Raw genomic sequence first — 21,629 nt, forward strand, 5'->3', positions numbered from 1 at the left:
CCTGATATTCATTTAATATTGACTTCTAGGACCACCAATTAACTTCGGACGATGCGTTGCAATCGTAACCACTGCTTCGCCTACTTTTTTCGTTGCAACGCGTACAGGAATCTGTACATGTTTAATATGTTGACCAATCAGCGTCTGACCGATATCAATACCTATATCACACACGACATGCTCAACAACTACTGGATCTTCGAAACTTTGATATGCCAGACTACTCATACTGCCACCTGCCCCTTTTACAGGTACCACGCTGACTATTTCAAAGCCATATCGCTCCTGCACACGACGTTCCATCGTTATCGCACGATTGATATGTTCACAACCCTGGAAACAAAAATCAACACCCGTTTGTTTGTGTATACGTTGAAATGCTTCAAAAAATACTTTTGCTACTTCATCAGAACTATTTGTACCGATACGTTCACCAATAACTTCAGAAGTTGAACATCCAATAACACATAACGTATTTGGCTTAAAGAAATCAATTGCTACGAGTTCATCCAGCAATGTATTAATGTTATCCATTGCTAGACTCCAGCTGCGCTATTTTATCGATACGTTTCTGATGGCGTCCACCTTCAAATTCACCATCCAACCATGTTTTAACGATAAGTAGCATCAATCCTTCACCAATAACGCGTTGTCCCATTGCCAGGATGTTCGAATTATTATGTTCGCGTGTCACTTGAGCTGTAAACACGTCATGAACGAGCGCACAACGAATACCCGGCACTTTATTTGCTGTAATACTCATCCCAATACCAGTACCGCAAATCAAAATGCCTCGGTCATATTCACCGTTTGCTACAGCATGTGCTACAGGACCTGCATAGTCTGGATAATCGACTGATTCAGTTGATGCTGGCCCGAAATCCTTAAACTCAGTACCTTGTGCTGTTAAAAATTCTGTAATTTTAGCTTTGTACTCAAATCCACCATGGTCACTTGCAATCGCAATCTTCACAATATCCCTCCTCTTATTACATACTTCATATTATAGCCTATTTAAAAAGTGAGTTAAAACATTTCCGGAAAATGATTCGTTATTTTTTGAATTGTCTATTTTTCATCAATTTTTGTTAATAATTTCGTGATATTTTCCTGTAACTGTTCGTAAGTCTGTTGATATATTTCATAATCTCCACCATATGGATCCTGGATGTCCTGACTTACACCATCCACATATTCAATTAACGTATATACATTGCTTGCTGGATACATCGAACGAATCGTATCACGGTGATTTGCTGTCATCGTTAAGATTAAATCTTTTTCACTATCCACGCGGTCAAAGCCAGCACTTAGTGAAGCAACCGGCAAATGATTCGTTTCAATAATTTGTTGTGTATGGCGTGAAGCGGGCATACCATCCATCGCAAAAATACCTCTCGATGAAAATGAATGTTTATTTGACATTGATTTTGCGATACTTTCTGCTAGCGGACTACGGCACGTATTTCCTGTACAAACAAAAACGATATCCATCTTTCTCCCTACTTTCCTGAAGTTGCTTTATTGATGCGATTCATTAATGCATCGCTCCCGTCAATATGGGAATAGTCAGCGATATAGAGCTTTGTAATTTCTTTCTGCTGATCCATCTCGCGTAATGCACTATATAAATTATGCATGGCACCTTCAATATCTTCAAATGTCTCGCTTAAAGCATATGTCACATTGTCATTAAAACGTGATAACTCATTACGTGGTGCTATCAGCGCTTCATTTGAGGCAAGCTGTAATTGCGTTATATCAGACACAAGTACCATAGGACTGTCGGGTGCATAATGACGATATTTCATACCAGGTGCTATCGGCTGTTCTGTATTATAGTGTGCTGTTGTAATGCATCCTGGAATGATGCGCTCTAAATTATCTTTTGTAATCGCACCTGGACGTGCAATTTTATATGGATAAGATGTACAATCCAAAACCGTGCTTTCAATACCTACATCTACCTGAAATCCTTCGACAATGCCATAAATCTTTCCATCCATATCAAACTTCACATGATCTGCAGTTGTTGGAGACGGCTTTCCACTCGTATTTGCAGAAGGTGCAGCAAGCGGTAGATAAACTAATTTCAGTATTTGGCGTGCAATTTTATCACTTGGCATTCGTACTGCTACTGAATTAAGTCCAGCGGTAACTGCAGGTGCTAGCACGTCTTTTTGAAGCGGTAAAATAAATGAAATTGGTCCTGGCCAGAACGCATCCATCAATTGATGTACTTTATCATCCGGAATACATGCAAAGTCTTCAATTTGTGTTTTTTCATAAATGTGAACGATAAGTGGATTATCCTGCGGACGTCCTTTCGCTTTAAAAATTTTATCCACAGCCGTACTGCTCAATGCATTAGCAGCTAATCCGTAAACTGTTTCGGTAGGAATTGCAATGATTTCATCTTGTTTAAACCCTGTAATGATTTCCTGTACTTGTGGATATCTTGATAAGTCATCCACATTGTTACGCACATTCCAAATTTTTGTCTGCATGCTGAATCCCCTCTCTTTACTCATATTTTAAAACAAAATAAAAAGTTATGCACAAATTGTGGATAACTCCTGTAATTTGTGTATAACTTATTCACACCATTCAAACCAGACAATGCGATTCAAACCGTTAATATCCTGAACGACTTGTGGCGTAATGTGTGGATAAAGTTTCAAGACATATTCTGAGATAGCCGCGCCTTGTGCATGTCCAATTTCAAATGCGACAAGGGCATCTGGATTTAATATATCCGGCATACGCTCGATCATACGTTTATACAATGCCAAACCATCATCTTCTGCAAATAAAGCGATATGGGGATCATGCAATGCACTTTCATTCATTAACTCTAGTTCACTTTGTGCAATATACGGCGGGTTACTTATTAAACAGTCTACCCTAATTCCACGATTAATTAACGGTTCGAGTAAATCGCCTTCTAAAAAGGTGACCTCTGCGTTAAGTGCTGCTGCATTATTACGTGCAGTATTGAGCGCATCACTAGAAATGTCTACGGCATAAGCTTTAGTTCCCTGTAACTCTAAGGCAAGAGATATTGCGATAGCGCCACTACCTGTACCGATATCAGCGAAAGATTGATGATTGCTCCATTTTTCAATGACAAGAGATACAAGCTCTTCCGTTTCATTGCGTGGCACAAGTACATCTTTTGTCACCATAAACTTGCGGTCATAGAACATTTGAAACCCGGTAATATGTGCAAGCGGTATATGATGTGCTAACTGTTCGATACCTGTTAGATAACGCGTTCGTTCTTCTTCAGTCAGTTGTTTATTATCCATCATTATATCCATTTGTGATAGCTCAAACAGATCCATCATTAAATATCTCGCACCGATTACTGGTTCCTCATTTTGTGATAAAACCGCTTCACCTTGTTTAATCAGCTGCTGGACGTTATAGTACGCCATCATTTAATGCTTCTAATTTAGACGTTTGTTCTGCGATTGTTAACGCATCGATGATTTCGCTTAATTTACCTTCTACAATCTGATCCAGCTTTTGAATCGTTAAACCGATACGGTGATCCGTTACACGGTTTTGAGGATAATTGTATGTTCTAATACGTTCAGAACGGTCACCAGTACCTACTGCTGATTTACGTTGTTCAGAATACTTCGCCTGTTCTTCCTGTAATTTCGCATCAAATACACGCGTTTTAAGTAATTTTAATGCTTTTTCACGGTTTTTAATTTGAGATTTTTCTGAAGACGTTGCCACAATCCCAGTCGGAATATGCGTAATACGTACTGCTGAGTCAGTTGTGTTAACGTGCTGACCACCAGAACCAGATGAACGATACGTCTCAATACGTAAATCTTCCTGACGGATTTCAATTTCTACATCTTCTACTTCTGGTAATACCGCTACTGTTGCTGTAGACGTATGAATACGTCCACCACTTTCAGTCGTTGGGATACGCTGTACACGGTGGGCACCATTTTCGAATTTCAATTTACTGTATGCACCTTTTCCGATAATTGTGAAACTAATTTCTTTAAATCCACCATGGTCCGCTTCATTCGTTTCCATAACTTCAATCTTCCACCCTTGTTCTTCTGAGAATCTTGAATACATACGGAATAAGTCTCCAGCAAATATATTCGCTTCATCTCCACCAGCTGCTCCACGAATCTCCATCACTACGTTCTTATCATCCATAGGATCTTTTGGAATTAATAATAGTTTCATCTTTTCTTCTAATACTGGAATTTGCGGTTTTAATTCATTAATTTCTTCTTTAATCATTTCCTGCTCATCTGCATCACTTGCGTCACCCATCATTTCTAATGCTTCTTCAAGTTGTTGCTTCACTTCTTTATACGCTCTAAATGCTTCAACTGTTTCCTGAAGATCAGCCTGTTCTTTTGAGTATTCTCTTAATTTATCGGTATCACTTACGATATCCGGATCACTTAACAATTCATTTAATTGTTCATAACGTTGTTCTACGATTTCTAACTGATCAAACATATATATTTACTCCTTTTTAAGTTTATTTAATGTGTTTCATATTTTATTTCGGAACGATATGATGCTCACGACATCTCGGTTCATAACTTTCTTTTGCACCAACTAAAATAATCGGATCATCAAAGCGCGCTGGCTCACCGTTAATAAGGCGTTGTGTTCTTGAACTCGGGGCACCACATACACTGCACACTGCCTGCAACTTTGTAACATGTTCAGCAACTGCCATGATTTCAGGTACGGGTTCAAAAGGTACACCTCTGAAGTCCATATCTAAACCAGCAGTAATAACACGATATCCTTCTTCAGCAAGCTGTGTTGCTACACCGACGATATCATTATCAAAAAACTGAATTTCATCTATTGCAATAATATCATGGTCTTCCTGCACATGTTCCATTATTTCAGAAGAATGCGAGACATTAACTGCTTCAACTTTGTTGCCATTATGAGAGACGACTTCTAAATCGCTATATCTGTCGTCGATGGATGGTTTAAAGACGATGACACGCTGCTTCGCAAAAAGTCCGCGACGCACACGACGAATCAATTCTTCACTTTTCCCGCTAAACATACTACCCGTAATACACTCTATCCAACCCGAATGATACTGCTCATACATCTTGAATGCCACCTTTTTAAGTCATAATCGCTTTATTATATCATAATTTAACCCTATATTACATTGTGATTTAAAACTCATCTTGAACATTAAAAAAACTCCTACACCAAAAGGTATAAGAGTTTAAAGCTTCAGTATTAGTTATTTGACTTAAGACCGAATTTTTTGTTGAAACGTTCAACACGTCCATCCGCAGATGCGAATTTTTGACGGCCTGTGTAGAATGGGTGAGAGTCAGAAGAAATATCCAAACGGATTACTGGGTACTCGTTTCCATCTTCCCAAGTCATTGTTTCTTTTGATTTACGTGTAGATCCACTTAAGAATTTGAAGTCTGTAGTAGAATCTAAAAAGATTACTTTTTGATAATCTGGGTGAATTCCTGGTTTCATAATTGTTTTCAGCTCCTTTGCCCTGAACCATCTGGAACAGAGTTATTTCGTGAAATATTTTCACGTCAATACTTACATATTATATACGTCTCACTATAAAAAAGCAAGGTTAAATTTTAAATGATCGGTTTACCTGATTTTGCACTTTCGACCATGCGCTCACCGAGTTGTTTAAAGAAATCTTCGTTTGATTCACTTTGTTTTAGTCGGCGTAAGAAACGTTCCGTAAAGTCATTGCTATCCGTAAATAAATTTCTCAGCTGCCAAACCATCTCTAATTCTTTCTTATCAAGTAATAATTCCTCTTTACGTGTTGAACTTCTGCGGATATCAATAGCCGGATAAACACGTTTTTCAGCAAGCTTTCTATCTAATGTAAGCTCCATGTTTCCTGTCCCTTTGAACTCTTCATAGATCATATCATCCATACGTGAACCTGTTTCAACAAGCGCTGTAGATAGAATCGTCAAACTTCCACCTGCTTCAATGTTACGCGCCGCTCCGAAAAATGCTTTCGGACGATGCAGACTGGCAGGATCTAATCCACCTGATAATGTACGACCACTCGGTGGTACCACTAAGTTATAGGCACGTGCTAGTCGCGTAATTGAATCCATTAAGATAATGACGTCTTCACCAATCTCAACAAGACGTTTCGCACGCTCTAATAACAGTTCAGCCACTTTTACGTGATGTTCTGGTGGCTCATCAAATGTTGAATGTACTACTTCTGCTGCTTCTACCGAACGCTCTAAATCCGTTACCTCTTCAGGACGTTCACCGACAAGTAAGATAAACAATTTCGCTTCAGGATGATTAACACAGATTGCATTTGCGATTTCTTTCAGCAATGACGTTTTCCCTGCTTTAGGAGGTGCTACAATCATACCACGTTGCCCAAATCCAATTGGTGTCACTAAATCCATTATGCGCGTTGAATATGCTGTCTTCGTTGTTTCAAGACGAATTCTTGTATCCGGATATAGTGGGGTTAACGCCTGGAAGTGAGGACGCTTCTTAACCTCTTCAGCATTTTGATCATTGACGAAGTCTACTTGCAATAATCCGTAATATTTCTCATTTTCTTTTGGTTTACGAACTTTGCCGGTAACTTTGTCCCCTTTTTTAATCTCAAAACGACGAATCTGACTGGCAGAGATATAAATATCTTTCTCACCTTTTGAATAGTTAACCGTTCTTAAAAACCCGTATCCATCAGGCTGTATATCATCTAATATACCTTCCATATAATAGTTTCCGTCTTTCTCCATCTGTTTTTCCATGATGGCCAGCACTAACTCTTTTTTATTCAATTTACTATAATTAACAAGACCTAGTTCTTTCGCTTTTGCTGTTAATGCTTTTGTTGTATGATTTTTGTATAATTCGTGAAAAGACTCATACTGAGGGCTTGTTCTCACTTTTTCTACCATTTCTACACCCATTTCTATATTAATTTATCAATAAATCTATATGCATTCGTTTTGGAAAATTCAAAAAGAAAATAGAAGAAGTTTCAAGAGGAGTATCATTAGATAGTTTAGCATGTTTTGATAAAAAGAAAAAGCTCGAGCGTCTGCTCAAGCTTTTAATTATGATTAAATTGTATCTTCCTGATTGATTACTAAACCTGGTTTCTTCTCTAAACTATGGCGACCTTGTACGAAACGTACTGTGCCAGATTTTGCGCGCATAACTAATGAATGTGTTTCAGCATATCCGCCTTTAAACTGAACACCTTTCATTAATTCACCGTCAGTAACTGCTGTAGCAGCAAAGATTGCATCGTCACCTTTTACCATATCATCCAGTTGTAATACAGTGTTCGGTTCGATTCCCATCTTGCGGCAACGCTCTTCTTGTTCTACATCTTCCGGTAAAAGAATACCCTGGAAGTCGCCACCTAAAGCTTTAATACCCACAGCAGCAATAACGCCTTCAGGTGCACCACCTGAACCGAATAAAATATCAACACCTGTAAAATCAAACGCTGTATTAATCGCACCAGCAACGTCTCCGTGTTCGATTAACTTAATACGCGCACCCGCTTCACGAATTTCTTTAATAATCCCCGCATGACGCTCACGATTTAAAAGCGTAGCTGTAACATCAGAAATATCTTTACCTTTCGCTTTAGCAACTGCATGTAAATTTTCTGTTACTGACTTAGAAATATCCACTACACCTACACAGTCAGGACCAACTGCAATTTTCTCCATATACATATCCGGTGCATGAAGTAATGTTCCTCTATCACCAACAGCTAGTACTGTCATTGCATTCCATGAACCTTCAGCAACAAGCGTCGTTCCTTCTAGAGGATCAACTGCGATATCAATTTGAGGACCTTCTTTAGTCCCTAGTTCTTCACCGATATATAACATTGGTGCTTCATCCATTTCACCTTCACCAATAACTACAACACCGTCCATCGGAATTGTATCAAATACTTCGCGCATTGCTGTCGTTGCTGCGTCGTCCGCTTCGTTCTTTAATCCTTTACCTACCCAACGCGCACTTTTAAGCGCTGCCGCTTCTGTAACTCTGACTAATTCCATTGACAAACTACGTTCCATAAACATTCTCCTCTGCATTAGATATGTAACATCGTTAATAGTATAACACATTCCAATATTATGCGTACCATTAGTTGTAAAATGATACTTATTTTTTAAAGACAAAATAAAAAGCCTACCTGCTGACTATTCAGCAAGTAGGCTTCCTATTATGCTTGTTTTTCGTCTAGTTCTAAGTGCTCTTGTGCCCATGTTTCAATCGGATGCATCGCTTCAGATAAGGCATAACCTTTATCCGTTAATACATATTTAATTGAAAGCGGGGTTGTAGAAACAACTTTTTTTTCGACAAGGCCCCATTCAGCTAATTCACTCAACTTCAAACTTAATGCACGTGGCGTAATTGATTTTAAGTCACGTTTCATATCAGAAAAATGTGCAGAGCGATCATCTGAACGCGATAAATAGTTTATAAGTAGGCCATTCCAACTGCGACCAAGAATCTTAAACGTCTCTTCTAAATACGGACATACTTCCATATGACTCACCTCTTTATATTACTATTGTACACCGATATAAAAAATATATCAAATATATTTTTTATATATTTGTTGCTGCTTAAGAAAAAAAACGGCATTTGGCCGTTTTAGAAAATTCATTATTGTATCTCTTCTCTCCAGATATCTGCACCAAGCGCCTTTAGCTTCTCAACAATACCGCTGTATCCACGGTCGATATGTTTAACATTATAAACCGTCGTAATACCTTCAGCAGCAAGACCTGCGATAACTAAACAAGCACCTGCACGCAAATCACTAGCAGCAACTTCTGCACCTGATAGTTGAGATGGTTTAATAATTGCAGTACCACCAGACTCAGTGATATCACCGTTCATACGTGATAATTCATCAACATGTTTGAATCGGGCTGGATAGATAGTATCCGTTATCGTACTTTGACCCTCTGCCATAAATAATAATGGTGTAAAAGGTTGTTGTAAATCAGTCGCAAATCCAGGATAAACATTTGTCGTAATCGTTACTGGATTATATTTTTCCGGTTTAGAAATTAAAGCTTGATCTTCACCGATTTGAACATTAACACCCATTTCAATCAATTTAGCAGTTAGTGGTTCCATATGTAAGGGTATGATATTTTCAATTAATACTTCCTCACCCATCATTGCAGCGGCACACATATATGTACCAGCTTCAATTCTATCAGGAATAATTGTGTGTGAAGTACCTTGAAGTGATTCAACACCTTCAATTTTTAAAGTATCCGTACCAGCTCCACGAATTTTCGCACCCATGTTGTTTAATAGCGTTGCTATATCAACGATTTCAGGTTCTTTAGCAGCATTTTCAATGACTGTTTTACCTTTAGCCATCGAAGCAGCAAACATAATATTGATTGTTGCACCAACAGATACGACATCAAGAAAGATTTTCGCACCTTTTAACTCTTTAGCTTCAAGATACATGCCACCTGCTTCATTCGTAACAGTAGCACCTAACGCTTCGAAACCTTTAATGTGCTGGTCAATAGGACGTGGTCCTAAAGGACATCCGCCAGGTAATCCAATCACACATTTCTTAAATTTTCCAAGCATTGCACCCATCATATAATATGAAGCACGTAATGATTGAACTTTATGATTAGGAAGTGGCATGTTAATAGCATTTGAAGGATCTACGGTTAAACGGTCGCCATCTAAAGTTGTCGTTATGTTCAAATCTTCTAATAAGCTCATTAAAGTCACAACGTCTGAAATTTCTGGTAGACCTTCTAATGTAACAGGACTACTAGCCATTAAGGTTGCCGGAATTAAAGCAACTGCACTATTTTTAGCACCACTGATTTGAACTGAGCCTTTAAGAGGATTGCCTCCTCTTATTTTAATTACTTCTTCTGACATAATTGTACTCCTTTAACTTTTATCACACACATTTTTCTTATTATTGTTGATTATTTTTATTATAAACTAATTCATTTTAGTAATGCAAAACAAAAAGTATGAAGTCAAATATAATCCAAAGGGTAAAATTAGTCAAGAAAAAAGACTGATATGCCATGCATATCAGTCTAAGTATGAAAATAAAATTTAAGCTTTGTTAGAAGTACCAAATTCTTTAATTTTACCAATAACAGTTGCTTTAATCGCTTCACGTGCTGGTCCTAAATACTTACGTGGATCATATACGTTTGCATCATTGTTTAATGTATCACGAACAGCTTTTGCTGAAGCGATTTGGTTTTCAGTGTTTACATTGATTTTAGCAGTACCTAAAGAAATTGAACGTTCGATATCTTTAGTTGGGATACCCGTACCACCGTGTAATACTAATGGTAAACCTGTTGCTTTACCGATTTCTTCCATTTCTTTGAAACCTAAGTTTGGTTCACCTTTGTAAGGACCATGTACTGAACCTAATGCAGGCGCTAAGCAGTCAATACCAGTTTTCTCAACTAATTCCTGACATTCTTTAGCATCAGCGTAAACAACACCGTCAGATACTACATCATCTTCTTGTCCACCAACGCGTCCTAATTCAGCTTCAACTGAAACACCTTTAGCGTGTGCATATTCAACTACTTTACTTGTGATTTCAACGTTCTCTTCGAATGAGTGATGTGAAGCATCAATCATAACAGAAGTAAATCCAGCATCAATCGCAGCTTTACAGTTTTCAAAACTTGAACCGTGGTCTAAATGGATTGCTACAGGAACTGTAATTTCCATATCTTTCATTAAACCTTCAACCATTTTTACTACTGTGTAGAAACCACCCATATATTTAGCTGCACCTTCAGAAACACCTAAAATAACTGGCGCGTTTTCTTCTTGTGAAGCACCTAAGATTGCTTGAGTGAATTCAAGGTTGTTAAGGTTGTATTGACCAACAGCATAACCACCTTCTTTTGCTTTGATTAACATTTCTTTCATAGAAACTAATGGCATGGATAAAATCCTCCTTGTTTGTGCTTAAGCACTATTTTTATAAGGTAAGTATAGCACTTCGTTATCTTATTTGCATGTGCTAAGAATCGTTTTACGAAAACTTTTCAGCGATTTTCACAACTTCGTCAATTGTAAACGGCTTCATTAAGACACCTGTTGCGCCAGTTTGCTTAATTGATTGAATCTCTTCATCTGTCTGAAAAGCGGAAACAAGATAAACAGGAACATCCGAGAATTTTCTCAGCTGATCTAAAGTTTCGTCACCCGACATGACCGGCATTTTACGATCCAGAAAAATGAGATCGTAATAATTCTCCTTTAACATCTCTAATCCTATTTTTCCGTTTTCCGCAATTTCAGTATCATAACCTTTCATTTTAAATATTTCCTGAAAAAGAAGTCGAATATTAGGTTCATCGTCAATTACTAATATTTTCATTTCATGTTTTCTCCTATTCATTTATGATATGATATGTGTTAAGAATTTTAGAAAGAAGGTTTACCATGCTTAAAATATTTAATACGCAACTTAATGGTATCTTTAAAAAAATAGATATGCAAGAAGCTGAGCTGGATATAGCGGGCCGATTACTTGCACAAGCCGTTGTCGGAGAAGGTAAAATATACATTAAAGGATTTGGCGACTTAAAGCTTTTCGAGGAATTTGCTGCAAATAGTAAAGAAAGTTTATTCGATGCTGCAGTCTACATTTCTGATGCGTTAGTTGATGGAACAGATCGTATTCTTGTAATGAGCGATGCGTATGATGAAAGTACTGCTGAATTTGTCGATAGTCTGGAAGCACGAGATATCGACTACGTATTAGTATGTAATAAGCACGAAGATATTCGATCGATGAATTTTATCGATTTAAGTACACCACGTGCGCTGGTACCTACTGAAGATTTCAGTCGTATTATTACGCCGCATATGATGGCGATGAATTACATCTACTATGCAATCTATAGTGTGATGCATGAGATGCTGGTGGAGGAATAAGAAAAGAGTGATGAAACAAGTCTGATATATTGCGTATATCGGACTTGTTTTCTTGATATCCACGATTTCGACGTGCATCTTGTCCGATATATCACGTATATCGGACTTGTTTTCTTGATATCCACGATTTCGACGTGCATCTTGTCCGATATATCACTTATATCAGACTTGTTGCTCTTACACATTACTATTGAAACCAATAAACTCTACCTTTATTCTTTCCTTTAAACATACAGCTATTTAAAAGAGCTCTTTGGACTGTCTTAATTTCACAGTTACTCCATTCAGCTATTTCTTTAATTTGAAATGGTTCATTTTTAAGGATCGAAACTTGTCTAGCTGCTTCTGTAATATAATCTAGTTTGCTTAGTCGTCTACCACAACGACAAGCCACATATTTTTTTCTACTTGCTACCTCCACATACCCAAATCGCTTACACTTTGGACAACGATAACCTTTCTTCATCTGCGTATAATCATAATAAGCAAATCGGTGATTATCTACCGCGTCCGCTGATATCAACGCTTTAGCTAAACGATAGTCTTCATCAGTCGGCGGTCCAAGCTTTTTAAGATAATCTATAATACCAGGTATTTGGCCGGCAAACTTCACATATTGATCACCATTGAAGTTCCTCAAAACAAAATTTTCATTCACAAAGATGATGCGACTTACATGTTCGTATTGAAATACATTACGCATTAAAAATTGTGACAAAATAAGGTCTGCACGTTTCAACTGTGATATTATTGTTTGATCAACTCTACCGCGATTGTTCTTAAATATTCCATCTATATAAGTGTATTCTCCTGAATAATTTTTTGTATCAAAGTGAAAAATTTTACCATCCCCGATAATCAAAAAATCAAACTGAGCTTTACTAGATTCTTTCAACGTAATATCCCAAAGCTTCAATCCCCCTTCGACAGCTTGCAGTTGTTCATAAAAATAGTTTTCCCCGGCAAATCCAATTTGATATGCAAATAAAGCTGTACGATCATCTTTTGTCAGGTTACACCTTCCATCAACGTTCATCAAATAACTCATCTTATTATCAGGTTCATGAAGTTTTAGAAACATATTACACCTCCTACCAATTAATTTACAACAACACAAATCTGTTTTCAATAGTTAACTTTTGTTAACTCATCACAAACAAAAAAGGTCATCCAAAAGGATGACCTTTAAAAATCTTATTTATTAATTGCTGCCTCTATAAATCCACGGAATAAACTTTGTGGTTTCATTGGACGTGATAAGAATTCCGGATGGAATTGACATGCCACAAACCATTTATGATCAGGAATTTCAACGATTTCCACTAAGCGACCATCTGGCGAAAGTCCTGAGAATACTAATCCTTTTTCTTCTAAACGTTCACGATACTCGTTGTTAAATTCATAACGATGACGGTGACGTTCATCAACATGGTTCACACCATATGCTTCAAATGCTTTCGTACCTTCCTGGACTTCACATGGATATAATCCTAATCGTAATGTTCCGCCTAAATCTACAACATCTTTCTGATCAGGTAATAAAGCGATAACTGGATACGGTGTATTTGGATCTAACTCTGCTGAATGTGCACCTTTCAATCCAACAACATTACGTGCAAATTCAACTGTTGCAAGTTGCATACCTAAACAAATACCGAAGAATGGAATATCATTTTCACGCGCATATTGCGTCGCTAAAATCTTACCTTCGATACCACGTTCACCGAAGCCGCCAGGTACTAATATACCGTCAGCATCCTGCAGACGTTCTTTATAATTTGTTACATCTAAATGCTCTGAATTGATCCAGTCGATTTCAATATCTTTACCAAATACATAACCTGCATGTTTTAATGCTTCTGCAACTGAAAGATACGCATCCTGTAATGCAACATATTTACCTACTAATGCAATTTTCACTTTTCCATCCAAGCTGCGTACAGTATCTAACAATTGATTCCATTCAGTAAGATCAGCTTCACCACTTGCTTCTAGCCCTAAACGTTCAATCACAAGGTCATCCATGTCTTGAGCTTGTAATGCAACCGGAATTTGGTAAAGTGTATCCGCATCGCGACATTCAATTACTGATTTCTTATCGATATCACAGAATAACGCAATTTTATCGCGTAAGTCTTCTGTCATTTCATATTCAGTTCGCACGACGATCATATCTGGTTGAATACCTAATCCACGTAATTCTTTCACAGAGTGTTGTGTCGGCTTCGTTTTCATTTCACCCGCAGCTTTAATGTACGGTAATAATGTACAGTGAATGTACATTACATTCTCACGACCTAGGTCGCTTTTAATTTGACGAATTGATTCGATAAAAGGAAGTGATTCGATATCTCCTGTCGTACCACCAATTTCAGTAATAACGACATCAGCTTTCGTTGATTCGCCAGCTAAAAGTAAACGTGATTTGATTTCATTAGTAATGTGTGGAATAACCTGAACTGTCCCACCTAAGTAATCACCACGACGTTCTTTCTTCAACACATGAGAATAAACACGACCTGCTGTAACATTAGAATATTGATTTAAATTAATATCGATGAAACGTTCATAGTGCCCTAAATCTAAGTCTGTTTCTGCGCCGTCATCAGTTACGAATACCTCACCGTGCTGGTATGGACTCATCGTACCTGGATCTACGTTTAAATATGGATCAAACTTTTGAATTGTTACATTTAGACCACGATTTTTTAATAATCTTCCTAAACTTGCTGCAGTAATCCCTTTACCTAAAGAAGATACTACTCCACCTGTTACAAATATAAATTTTGTCATGATTTACCTCCTAAAAAAATAAAAAAGCACTCCGTTTGCAAAAGCAAAGGGAGCGCATAAGTTTATACGTTCGTCCTAATTAAAGGAGCCCAAGTAAAATAATAATCATTTTTGAGCAAAATGTCAACTAAGATTATTATTCTTCTTCGTCTTCTTCCTCTTCATCTTCGAATTGATCGTCTTCGTCATCGAATTCATCCGCTTCAACTACTAAACCTGCTTCTTCTAATTCATCTTCGACTTCTTCATCCTCAGCGTCAACGTTTTCTTCGTCATCTTCACTAACAACAATGTCTAATTCATCTTCGACTTCATCTTCACCAAGTAAAGCGATCTTAGGTGCATCTTCATCGTCTTCATCAAGCACGTCAAATTTTTGTACAGTCGGCGCGATTTTTTCTTCGATATCATCTACTGAATACCAGTCGCGAAGACCCCACATATATTCACCTGTTGATAAGAAACGACCATCTGTATTTAAATCTGTGTAGAATTGAACAACACGTGTTTCAATTTCTTCACTTGAATACTCACCTATAGATTGGAATTCATCGATTAAATCATAGAGGTTAACTTCTTTACCTTTTTCAGTTAAATAAATATAAGCTAAATCGATAAAAGAGTTTTCATCTATCATTTCTTTTGTATATTCAGAGATTTTCATTTTCTTCGTCCTTTCAAACTATGCTAGTTTAAGTTCACACTACATCATATCAAGAAAACGACCTCTAACGCAAGATTAATAACGAATTAATTTCGTTAAATGATGAGGATGTTCAGCATCCATCGGTACAAAGTTATTATTTAAGTATACATCTCTTAAATTTTCCGGAACCTCTACTTCTATCCTGATGACATCTTTAAAATGTTTACGGACAAAAGTCGCAATCTGACGCAACACATTTTCATGGATAACATCCACATCTTCAGTAATATCCATCGCTTTCAATGTAGCGATATCTCCATCAACTTCTAAATCGACAGTTCCTACTTCTTTTTCATCTTTCAGCAATTTAATATTGTCGCCATCTTGAACCAATTTTAATTTAGAAACATAGTTTGCGTCTAAGTCTAAATAATAAAGACGTTCCTTGCCGATTGGCCCATTAGGGTTTGTCGCTAAATGCATAAAGCCAGCACGCTCATATAAATTCCACGCACCTTGATTCTCAGCATCGACAACTAGGAAAAGATGATCAAAGTTCGGGAATACAGTCTGCGCAAACTCCGGTATATTCATCATAATTTCAGTACCATAGCCTTGCCCTTGCAACTTATTATTGATTGATAAACTACGCACGTAAACAGCGTTTACTGGTGTGTCATATCCTTCATGCTGATAATGTTGATGTAGTACAAAGAACCCGACAACCTGCTCATCATGATTAAGCACAACACATGGTCTGCGGTTCGGGTCAAATAAACCTTCATCTAAAACTTCTAAAGGTAATGATGAATATATCTTTTGTCTATCTGTTAATTCAAACGCTTCTAATTGAGGTCTATATTCCTCTTTATATTGAACAATCTTAATTTGAGATCCTATAAATTCCATAATGTTGCCTCCGTCTGAGATGAATTTAATAATTTACTCAATATATACCCATTTCATCTCAAAATTATCACAAAATTTAAACAAAACAGTGAAACGACACAAACAATACTGCATTATAGTATAATGACAAAAACAAATAATAAATGAGGTATTTATATGAAAATCGGTATTGATGCTGGCGGTACTTTAGTTAAAATCGCCATTTTAGAAAATGACAAATTCACATTCAGAAAACAGCTGAGCACCGAAATCCAGGAAGTAGCTGAATGGTTAAAGACTGTACCTGATGCACAAGTTGCATTAACTGGTGGGAAAGCAACATATCTGCAGAGCTTAATCCCTCAAAATGCATTTCAATCGGTTGAATTTGATGCAACATTCCGTGGCATCCAATCATTCCTAACAGAAATGAATCTAGATATTTCAAAATTTGTCTTTAGTAATGTCGGAACCGGAACGTCTATACACTTTGTAGACAACGGTAAACAAATCCGCGCAGGCGGAACAGGCGCAGGTGGTGGTATGATGATGGGATTATCTTACTTACTGACTGGAAAAGTAAATTTCGATGATATTGTGACAACAGCAAAAGAAGGAAACCGTGACATTATCGACTTAAAAGTAAAACATATCTATAAAGGTGATAAAACGCCGATACCAGGCGAACTGACTGCAGCCAATTTCGGTAACGTCCTTCATAACAAAGATACTAAAAACTTTACCGATGCTGATAAAATTGCTTCAGTATTGGGTATTGTCGGAGAAACCGTAACAACAGTATCCATTCATGCTGCACGTGAATTCGGTGCCGAATATGTTGTCTATATCGGTTCAAGTTTCTTAAATAATACGTTATTACGCGATATTGTTATGAACTATACAATTCTCCGTAACTTTAAGCCTTACTTCATCGAAAACGGTGAATATTCAGGTGCGGTTGGTACATTGAGATTGATGGATGAGCAATAAAAAACGCTGCGTTACTCGTGTAAGTAACGCAGCGTTCTGCTTTGCAGACGACCTTATTTCTTCCCGATTAATTTCACTAAACTAAACAAAAACGGAATTAAAGTCGCACTAATAATTGTCGTTGCTACTGCAATGCCTGTAGCATTATTTTTCTTACTCAAATGAATCACTCCTTAAGTCGAGCTTCAAATGCTTTTACGCGTGATTCTACTACATCTTCATCTCCGTGCCAGATACAGATAAATCGTGATGGGAATCCGTCTTTCTCTTTATAATCTCCATTATAATAGGCAAGCGGGAATAAGTATCCTGCTTTCACTTCATTCAATATGACATCAAAGAATTTCGCATTATCTCCAGCACTATAATACGCAAGAAACTTCTTATAATCTCCAGATAATACACTATCTAATAATAACAGCGAGCTTGAACCGTTCTGTCTGAAGTTAAGGTCGATTGCGTAAATCGCACCTTCGCTATCCACAAGTAAATCAAAGCCAGCAATTCCAGCATATCCTGCTTCTACACCATTTTGCATGATTTCCATTCCGGCATCGATGACATTCTGCGGGATATCATGATTTATAATATTCCCACGATATTTACCATACTTTTCAGTGATCTGCTGACTTGAACCAATAAACTTAATACCAAGTTCTTCGCTATATGCATATTGTACACAATAATTATGCACTGGCTCAATAAACTGTTCGATAATCATCTGCTCTGTACCTTCTGCTTCTCGGACACGTTTAATACTACGTTCAACATCTTCCTGCGTATAGCACAGCATTACGCCATATCCACCGGCAGTCGGATGTTCGTCTCCTGGTTTAATCACGAAAGGCAGTGACCACTTGCGAACAGTATTTTCAAACTCTTCAATCGCTACAACGTCACGTTTCGGTAAGAATTTCCCCTTTGTCCATTTATCCAGTATTGATTTATTGTTAAGCGCTAAAAATTTATTACGCGGTACGACATATTTATCGCCTGATACTAATTCTTCTTCATGAGCATATTGAAAGAATATCTTTTCTCCATCTGCAACTGCATCGCGTAACACCTGTTCATATGATTCACGTGTATTATACACTCTGAAACCATTTGGCATATCAAATCCAACTGCATTAAACAACGCTTCAGTTTTATCTGTCACAGTCGCTTCGTGTACAACGACCGGCATCTCGGCAATTAACAGTTCACGTGCGCTCAGTAAATTTGATTGGTGTTCTTCCGGCTGTAGCCATGGATTAAAAGTATAGGATGGGCGTGATGAATACATCACTTTCTCCCCATATAAATCTTTCATAACTAATGGTAAGTTGATTGGTTTAGTCCCCATAAATGTTCTCCTTTAATGTTTCATGTAAATGTTTAATGCGTTGTAGTTCTTCAGGTTTCTCGATTAACTCGATAGCCATCGTTGCCATTATTTTAGCGCCTTGTAATAAGGCATGGTCTCCGTGTGCGCTTTTCGCTGCTTCACGAAACTCTACTGTGTGGCCTACGAGCGACGATGGCCCCATCTTTATATGCGGGTGAATCGTAGGAATGATATGACTTACATTCCCCGTATCCGTTGAACCGAAACCAAAATCATCATGCAAAATTGGTTCATTATGCATAATAGCATGTTTCTCAAATAAATCATCTAAAAATGTATTTCTGATGAATTCATTGACACCATTTTGAATGTGGTTGAGTTGATATTCTGCACCTGCTGTAATTGACGCACCTTGTGCTACACGATCAACTTTACCGGTTAATACATCTAAATCTTTTCTGCTGATTGCTCGTGTATAAAATCTCGCTTTCGTATAATCCGGAATAATATTTGCTGACTTACCACCATCTAAAATAACACCATGCACTTTATCCGTCTTTTTAATATGTTGACGCAGTTGACCGATACCATTAAAGAAACTGATCATCGCATCAAGCGCGTTAATACCATTATGTGCATTCTCAGAAGCATGCGCAGTCTTGCCAAAAAACTCCACTTCAAATACGTCTACTGCCAGTGTTGGCACGGTTCTAAACGATTCATGACCAGGATGAATCATCAATGCTACATCACTATCATTAAATAACCCAGCTTTAACGTATGATGCTTTCGCACTCCCGTTTACACCACCTTCTTCAGCTGGTGTGCCGAACACTTGAATGACACCGCCTAAATCATCAATCACTTCTTTTAGAGCAATCGCTGATAATACGCTAGATGTGCCGATAATGTTATGACCACATGCATGTCCTAAACCTGGCAATGCATCGTATTCTGCTAAATAAGCGATAGTAGGTCCTGCTTTCTCGCTTTCATACGTTGCGATAAATCCAGTTTCATGTCCTGCAATATCACGCTCTATACTAAACCCTGCATCTTTTAATGTCTTGCTCAGCAAATTAGACGCAAAGTATTCTTCGTTGCCTAGTTCAGGTCGTGCATGAATTTCATGACTGATGCGTATGAATTTATCTCTATTTTCATCTATATATTGTAATACTTTGTTATTCATATTATTCTCTCCTCCGTACTTATAAAAAAAAGACATTCCCAGATAGGAATGTCTACACGTTCTTATCTGCCAGCTTACGCTGTAGGAATTAGCACCTTACATTACTGCAGGTTGCTGGATGTCATCGGGCCCTTCCCTCAATCCGTCTTGATAAGTTATTGAATTTATAGATAACTATATAGTTATCTATAAATTCTGTCAAATATCAAAATTAGTATGTTGGTAAAGTAATTAAGAATTTCGTGCCAGCAACTGAACTGACAACGTCTATCGTGCCGTCATGCAGTTCCACGATTTCTTTTGCCACAGATAATCCCAAACCACTGCCATTATGATGTTCATTTGTTCTGTTACCACGATAGAACTGTTCAAAGATATGTGTCAGATCTTCCTGTGGTATACCTTGCCCGTTATCCGCAATTTCTATAATCGCGTTATTTCCATTCGTATACGTACTGATCCATACTTCAACATTGACATTATGTGTAAAACTATTCGACACAATATTCGTCAGCACGCGATCCATCCTTGACGTATCAATATGAATCGTCGCATCTTCTTTAAGTATATAGCTTAAACCTTTATTGCCATATTGAGAGACAAATGCATCGATATATGTTCGCAAACATATTTCTTCTGTATGGAATTGAATCCCGTCACTTTTCAGCTGATAGACCATATTTAAATCTTTAAGCAGCTGATCAATATATAATGCTTTATCTTCAATAATGCCGATAAACTTCTTCTGTTCGTCCGGTTCAAGCGGCATACCACTGTTAAGTATTTTGGCATATCCATAGATTGAACTAAGCGGTGTTTTTAAATCATGTGTAATACCCCGTACCCATTTTTCCCGCTGAATATTCATATTACTTTGGTAATTTTTATCATCTGCAAGCTTTCCTGTAAGTTTCGCTATCGCACCATCAATCGGACTATACATACGATATTTACGACGTAACCGACCATTTTTATAGATTCTTTCATCATTAAGCACTGAATAGTCACCTTTTGCAAGTTGCTCTACCCATGTTGAAAAGTGTTTTAACGGTTGCGCTAGTCGATTACCTAAAAAGATTGAGAACAGTAATATAGCAGCCAATACAACGAGATTTATCCATGCATACCAAATTAAAAAATTTTTTATGTCATTCATAAAATCTTTATCATACATATAGCTGTCCTCTGCAAAGATTGCTTTCGTATCAGCCGGATGTTGATTTTTCTGAACCACATAGTAATTTTTATTATCTTTAAAATATGAAACAAAGAAATATTTCTGGTAATTGTCATTATTCTTATGCTTAAATAGCGTACTATTCACGACATCTTCATCAAACTGTCCAGAAATTTTAGTTAAGCCTTTTTTATCTGCAACGAATAACGCAAGATCGTGTTGCTCTAAATAACGCTGTGCTTCTTTCGAATCAGTTTCAAGCTTACGTCTCGCTTCATTTAATACTTTATTCTCCAAATAGATAACCTGCTGTCCTTTAGGCAGCTCCCATGTCGTAAATGCTTCAGCACGATATGTATTTAACGGCTGTAATTTGAAATCTTTATCAGACGAATAGATGACCTTACCACCCTTGTCTCTTACTACAAGTATGCCGTTGTGCTGTTTAATATAATTAACCATCTCTTTAACCGGTTTAACTTTGTCCCCGTCAAACTTAATATATTCACTAATAGCATATGAATCCACACTTTGCATATCTTCCTCAAAGAAACTTTGTTCACTGGTAACCAGAAAATAGAGAAAGAAGGCACAAATAATTAAGGTCACTGAAAAATAAAAGATAAGA

Annotated in this window: 23 protein-coding genes and 1 riboswitch; of the genes, 2 read left to right on the plus strand and 21 right to left on the minus strand. The window is 37.4% G+C overall.

Annotated features, from left to right (window positions below; genetic code table 11):
* Positions 1 to 12 precede the first annotated feature (12 nt).
* The 14 genes from BHX94_RS11480 to BHX94_RS11545 all read right to left on the minus strand — a co-directional run bounded on the left by BHX94_RS11480 (position 13) and on the right by BHX94_RS11545 (position 11,428).
* Entirely contained in the window at positions 13 to 534 is a 522-nt protein-coding gene (locus tag BHX94_RS11480) for a TIGR01440 family protein (RefSeq protein ID WP_111746815.1), read from the minus strand.
* Positions 527 to 973: a ribose 5-phosphate isomerase B gene (gene rpiB, locus BHX94_RS11485; RefSeq protein WP_111746817.1), complete on the minus strand. Its 447-nt coding sequence runs from the start codon at positions 971 to 973 to the stop codon at positions 527 to 529. Before rpiB ends, BHX94_RS11480 begins: the two co-directional genes overlap by 8 nt.
* A gap of 95 nt (positions 974 to 1,068) precedes the next feature.
* Positions 1,069 to 1,494, minus strand: coding sequence for a low molecular weight protein arginine phosphatase (locus BHX94_RS11490; protein ID WP_096078007.1), 426 nt, complete (start codon positions 1,492 to 1,494; stop codon positions 1,069 to 1,071).
* A gap of 8 nt (positions 1,495 to 1,502) precedes the next feature.
* A complete protein-coding gene (locus BHX94_RS11495) occupies positions 1,503 to 2,507 on the minus strand; it encodes an L-threonylcarbamoyladenylate synthase (protein WP_111746819.1) in 1,005 nt (334 codons plus the stop codon).
* Between the two features lie 87 nt (positions 2,508 to 2,594).
* Positions 2,595 to 3,437: a peptide chain release factor N(5)-glutamine methyltransferase gene (gene prmC / locus BHX94_RS11500; RefSeq protein ID WP_170120838.1), complete on the minus strand. Its 843-nt coding sequence runs from the start codon at positions 3,435 to 3,437 to the stop codon at positions 2,595 to 2,597.
* Positions 3,424 to 4,500, minus strand: coding sequence for a peptide chain release factor 1 (prfA, locus tag BHX94_RS11505; protein ID WP_096078004.1), 1,077 nt, complete (start codon positions 4,498 to 4,500; stop codon positions 3,424 to 3,426). The genes prmC and prfA overlap by 14 nt, the downstream gene beginning before the upstream one ends.
* 43 nt (positions 4,501 to 4,543) lie before the next feature.
* Positions 4,544 to 5,119, minus strand: a complete 576-nt coding sequence (locus tag BHX94_RS11510; RefSeq protein WP_096078003.1) for a thymidine kinase — start codon at positions 5,117 to 5,119, stop codon at positions 4,544 to 4,546.
* 137 nt (positions 5,120 to 5,256) lie between these two features.
* Positions 5,257 to 5,511, minus strand: coding sequence for a type B 50S ribosomal protein L31 (locus BHX94_RS11515; protein WP_096078002.1), 255 nt, complete (start codon positions 5,509 to 5,511; stop codon positions 5,257 to 5,259).
* 116 nt (positions 5,512 to 5,627) lie between these two features.
* On the minus strand, positions 5,628 to 6,944 hold the full coding sequence (rho, locus tag BHX94_RS11520; protein ID WP_096078001.1) for a transcription termination factor Rho: 1,317 nt from the start codon (positions 6,942 to 6,944) through the stop codon (positions 5,628 to 5,630).
* A 165-nt stretch (positions 6,945 to 7,109) separates the two neighbouring features.
* Positions 7,110 to 8,087 carry a class II fructose-bisphosphatase gene (glpX, locus tag BHX94_RS11525; protein ID WP_111746823.1) on the minus strand — a complete coding sequence of 326 codons (978 nt, stop codon included), beginning with the start codon at positions 8,085 to 8,087 and terminating at the stop codon, positions 7,110 to 7,112.
* A 149-nt stretch (positions 8,088 to 8,236) separates the two neighbouring features.
* Positions 8,237 to 8,566 (minus strand): winged helix-turn-helix transcriptional regulator, encoded by a 330-nt coding sequence (locus BHX94_RS11530; RefSeq protein ID WP_096077999.1) that lies wholly within the window; start codon positions 8,564 to 8,566, stop codon positions 8,237 to 8,239.
* Positions 8,567 to 8,685: 119 nt separating this feature from the next.
* Complete coding sequence (locus BHX94_RS11535) at positions 8,686 to 9,945, minus strand: UDP-N-acetylglucosamine 1-carboxyvinyltransferase (RefSeq protein WP_111746825.1); 1,260 nt, start codon at positions 9,943 to 9,945, stop codon at positions 8,686 to 8,688.
* 186 nt (positions 9,946 to 10,131) lie between these two features.
* Entirely contained in the window at positions 10,132 to 10,989 is an 858-nt protein-coding gene (gene fdaB, locus BHX94_RS11540) for a class IIb fructose-bisphosphate aldolase FdaB (protein ID WP_096077997.1), read from the minus strand.
* A gap of 91 nt (positions 10,990 to 11,080) precedes the next feature.
* Positions 11,081 to 11,428 (minus strand): response regulator, encoded by a 348-nt coding sequence (locus BHX94_RS11545; RefSeq protein ID WP_111746827.1) that lies wholly within the window; start codon positions 11,426 to 11,428, stop codon positions 11,081 to 11,083.
* Positions 11,429 to 11,493: 65 nt separating this feature from the next.
* Here BHX94_RS11545 and BHX94_RS11550 point away from each other — a divergent pair, with 65 nt between their 5' ends.
* Positions 11,494 to 11,988 carry a DUF2529 family protein gene (locus BHX94_RS11550; protein WP_111746829.1) on the plus strand — a complete coding sequence of 165 codons (495 nt, stop codon included), beginning with the start codon at positions 11,494 to 11,496 and terminating at the stop codon, positions 11,986 to 11,988.
* Positions 11,989 to 12,175: 187 nt separating this feature from the next.
* On the opposite strand, the gene BHX94_RS11555 is transcribed toward BHX94_RS11550, so the two are convergent.
* From BHX94_RS11555 to BHX94_RS11570, 4 genes are all read right to left on the minus strand, one after another.
* Complete coding sequence (locus BHX94_RS11555; RefSeq protein ID WP_111746831.1) at positions 12,176 to 13,069, minus strand: nuclease-related domain-containing protein; 894 nt, start codon at positions 13,067 to 13,069, stop codon at positions 12,176 to 12,178.
* Positions 13,070 to 13,182: 113 nt separating this feature from the next.
* Complete coding sequence (locus tag BHX94_RS11560; RefSeq protein WP_111746833.1) at positions 13,183 to 14,781, minus strand: CTP synthase; 1,599 nt, start codon at positions 14,779 to 14,781, stop codon at positions 13,183 to 13,185.
* A 136-nt stretch (positions 14,782 to 14,917) separates the two neighbouring features.
* Positions 14,918 to 15,445: a DNA-directed RNA polymerase subunit delta gene (rpoE, locus tag BHX94_RS11565; RefSeq protein WP_111746835.1), complete on the minus strand. Its 528-nt coding sequence runs from the start codon at positions 15,443 to 15,445 to the stop codon at positions 14,918 to 14,920.
* Between the two features lie 75 nt (positions 15,446 to 15,520).
* Entirely contained in the window at positions 15,521 to 16,336 is an 816-nt protein-coding gene (locus BHX94_RS11570) for a GNAT family N-acetyltransferase (RefSeq protein WP_111746837.1), read from the minus strand.
* 156 nt (positions 16,337 to 16,492) lie between these two features.
* On the opposite strand from BHX94_RS11570, the gene coaW reads away from it, so the two are divergent.
* A complete protein-coding gene (gene coaW, locus BHX94_RS11575) occupies positions 16,493 to 17,305 on the plus strand; it encodes a type II pantothenate kinase (protein WP_111746839.1) in 813 nt (270 codons plus the stop codon).
* 166 nt (positions 17,306 to 17,471) lie between these two features.
* On the opposite strand, the gene ldmS is transcribed toward coaW, so the two are convergent.
* From ldmS to BHX94_RS11590, 3 genes are all read right to left on the minus strand, one after another.
* Positions 17,472 to 18,650, minus strand: coding sequence for an L-aspartate--L-methionine ligase LdmS (ldmS, locus tag BHX94_RS11580; protein WP_111746841.1), 1,179 nt, complete (start codon positions 18,648 to 18,650; stop codon positions 17,472 to 17,474).
* Positions 18,640 to 19,824: a M20 family metallopeptidase gene (locus BHX94_RS11585; RefSeq protein WP_111746843.1), complete on the minus strand. Its 1,185-nt coding sequence runs from the start codon at positions 19,822 to 19,824 to the stop codon at positions 18,640 to 18,642. Before BHX94_RS11585 ends, ldmS begins: the two co-directional genes overlap by 11 nt.
* Positions 19,825 to 19,883: 59 nt before the next feature.
* Positions 19,884 to 19,981, minus strand: a riboswitch (SAM riboswitch).
* A gap of 54 nt (positions 19,982 to 20,035) precedes the next feature.
* Positions 20,036 to 21,538 (minus strand): sensor histidine kinase, encoded by a 1,503-nt coding sequence (locus tag BHX94_RS11590; RefSeq protein WP_170120839.1) that lies wholly within the window; start codon positions 21,536 to 21,538, stop codon positions 20,036 to 20,038.
* Positions 21,539 to 21,629 lie beyond the last annotated feature (91 nt).

This window comes from Macrococcoides bohemicum, from assembly GCF_003259675.1.
Lineage (GTDB): Bacteria > Bacillota > Bacilli > Staphylococcales > Staphylococcaceae > Macrococcoides > Macrococcoides bohemicum.

Bases quoted from the DNA above. Each gene is read 5' to 3' on its own strand.
- BHX94_RS11545 (WP_111746827.1), bottom strand. From the start codon at position 11,428: ATGAAAATATTAGTAATTGACGATGAACCTAATATTCGACTTCTTTTT.
- prfA (WP_096078004.1), bottom strand. From the start codon at position 4,500: ATGTTTGATCAGTTAGAAATCGTAGAACAACGTTATGAACAATTAAAT.
- BHX94_RS11495 (WP_111746819.1), bottom strand. From the start codon at position 2,507: ATGCAGACAAAAATTTGGAATGTGCGTAACAATGTGGATGACTTATCA.
- ldmS (WP_111746841.1), bottom strand. From the start codon at position 18,650: ATGGGGACTAAACCAATCAACTTACCATTAGTTATGAAAGATTTATAT.
- BHX94_RS11570 (WP_111746837.1), bottom strand. From the start codon at position 16,336: ATGGAATTTATAGGATCTCAAATTAAGATTGTTCAATATAAAGAGGAA.
- BHX94_RS11490 (WP_096078007.1), bottom strand. From the start codon at position 1,494: ATGGATATCGTTTTTGTTTGTACAGGAAATACGTGCCGTAGTCCGCTA.
- rho (WP_096078001.1), bottom strand. From the start codon at position 6,944: ATGGTAGAAAAAGTGAGAACAAGCCCTCAGTATGAGTCTTTTCACGAA.
- BHX94_RS11550 (WP_111746829.1), top strand. From the start codon at position 11,494: ATGCTTAAAATATTTAATACGCAACTTAATGGTATCTTTAAAAAAATA.
- BHX94_RS11510 (WP_096078003.1), bottom strand. From the start codon at position 5,119: ATGTATGAGCAGTATCATTCGGGTTGGATAGAGTGTATTACGGGTAGT.
- BHX94_RS11590 (WP_170120839.1), bottom strand. From the start codon at position 21,538: ATGCAAAGTGTGGATTCATATGCTATTAGTGAATATATTAAGTTTGAC.
- glpX (WP_111746823.1), bottom strand. From the start codon at position 8,087: ATGGAACGTAGTTTGTCAATGGAATTAGTCAGAGTTACAGAAGCGGCA.
- BHX94_RS11480 (WP_111746815.1), bottom strand. From the start codon at position 534: ATGGATAACATTAATACATTGCTGGATGAACTCGTAGCAATTGATTTC.
- fdaB (WP_096077997.1), bottom strand. From the start codon at position 10,989: ATGCCATTAGTTTCTATGAAAGAAATGTTAATCAAAGCAAAAGAAGGT.
- prmC (WP_170120838.1), bottom strand. From the start codon at position 3,437: ATGGCGTACTATAACGTCCAGCAGCTGATTAAACAAGGTGAAGCGGTT.
- BHX94_RS11555 (WP_111746831.1), bottom strand. From the start codon at position 13,069: ATGTTTCTAAAACTTCATGAACCTGATAATAAGATGAGTTATTTGATG.
- coaW (WP_111746839.1), top strand. From the start codon at position 16,493: ATGAAAATCGGTATTGATGCTGGCGGTACTTTAGTTAAAATCGCCATT.
- BHX94_RS11530 (WP_096077999.1), bottom strand. From the start codon at position 8,566: ATGGAAGTATGTCCGTATTTAGAAGAGACGTTTAAGATTCTTGGTCGC.
- BHX94_RS11515 (WP_096078002.1), bottom strand. From the start codon at position 5,511: ATGAAACCAGGAATTCACCCAGATTATCAAAAAGTAATCTTTTTAGAT.
- BHX94_RS11585 (WP_111746843.1), bottom strand. From the start codon at position 19,824: ATGAATAACAAAGTATTACAATATATAGATGAAAATAGAGATAAATTC.
- BHX94_RS11560 (WP_111746833.1), bottom strand. From the start codon at position 14,781: ATGACAAAATTTATATTTGTAACAGGTGGAGTAGTATCTTCTTTAGGT.
- BHX94_RS11535 (WP_111746825.1), bottom strand. From the start codon at position 9,945: ATGTCAGAAGAAGTAATTAAAATAAGAGGAGGCAATCCTCTTAAAGGC.
- rpoE (WP_111746835.1), bottom strand. From the start codon at position 15,445: ATGAAAATCTCTGAATATACAAAAGAAATGATAGATGAAAACTCTTTT.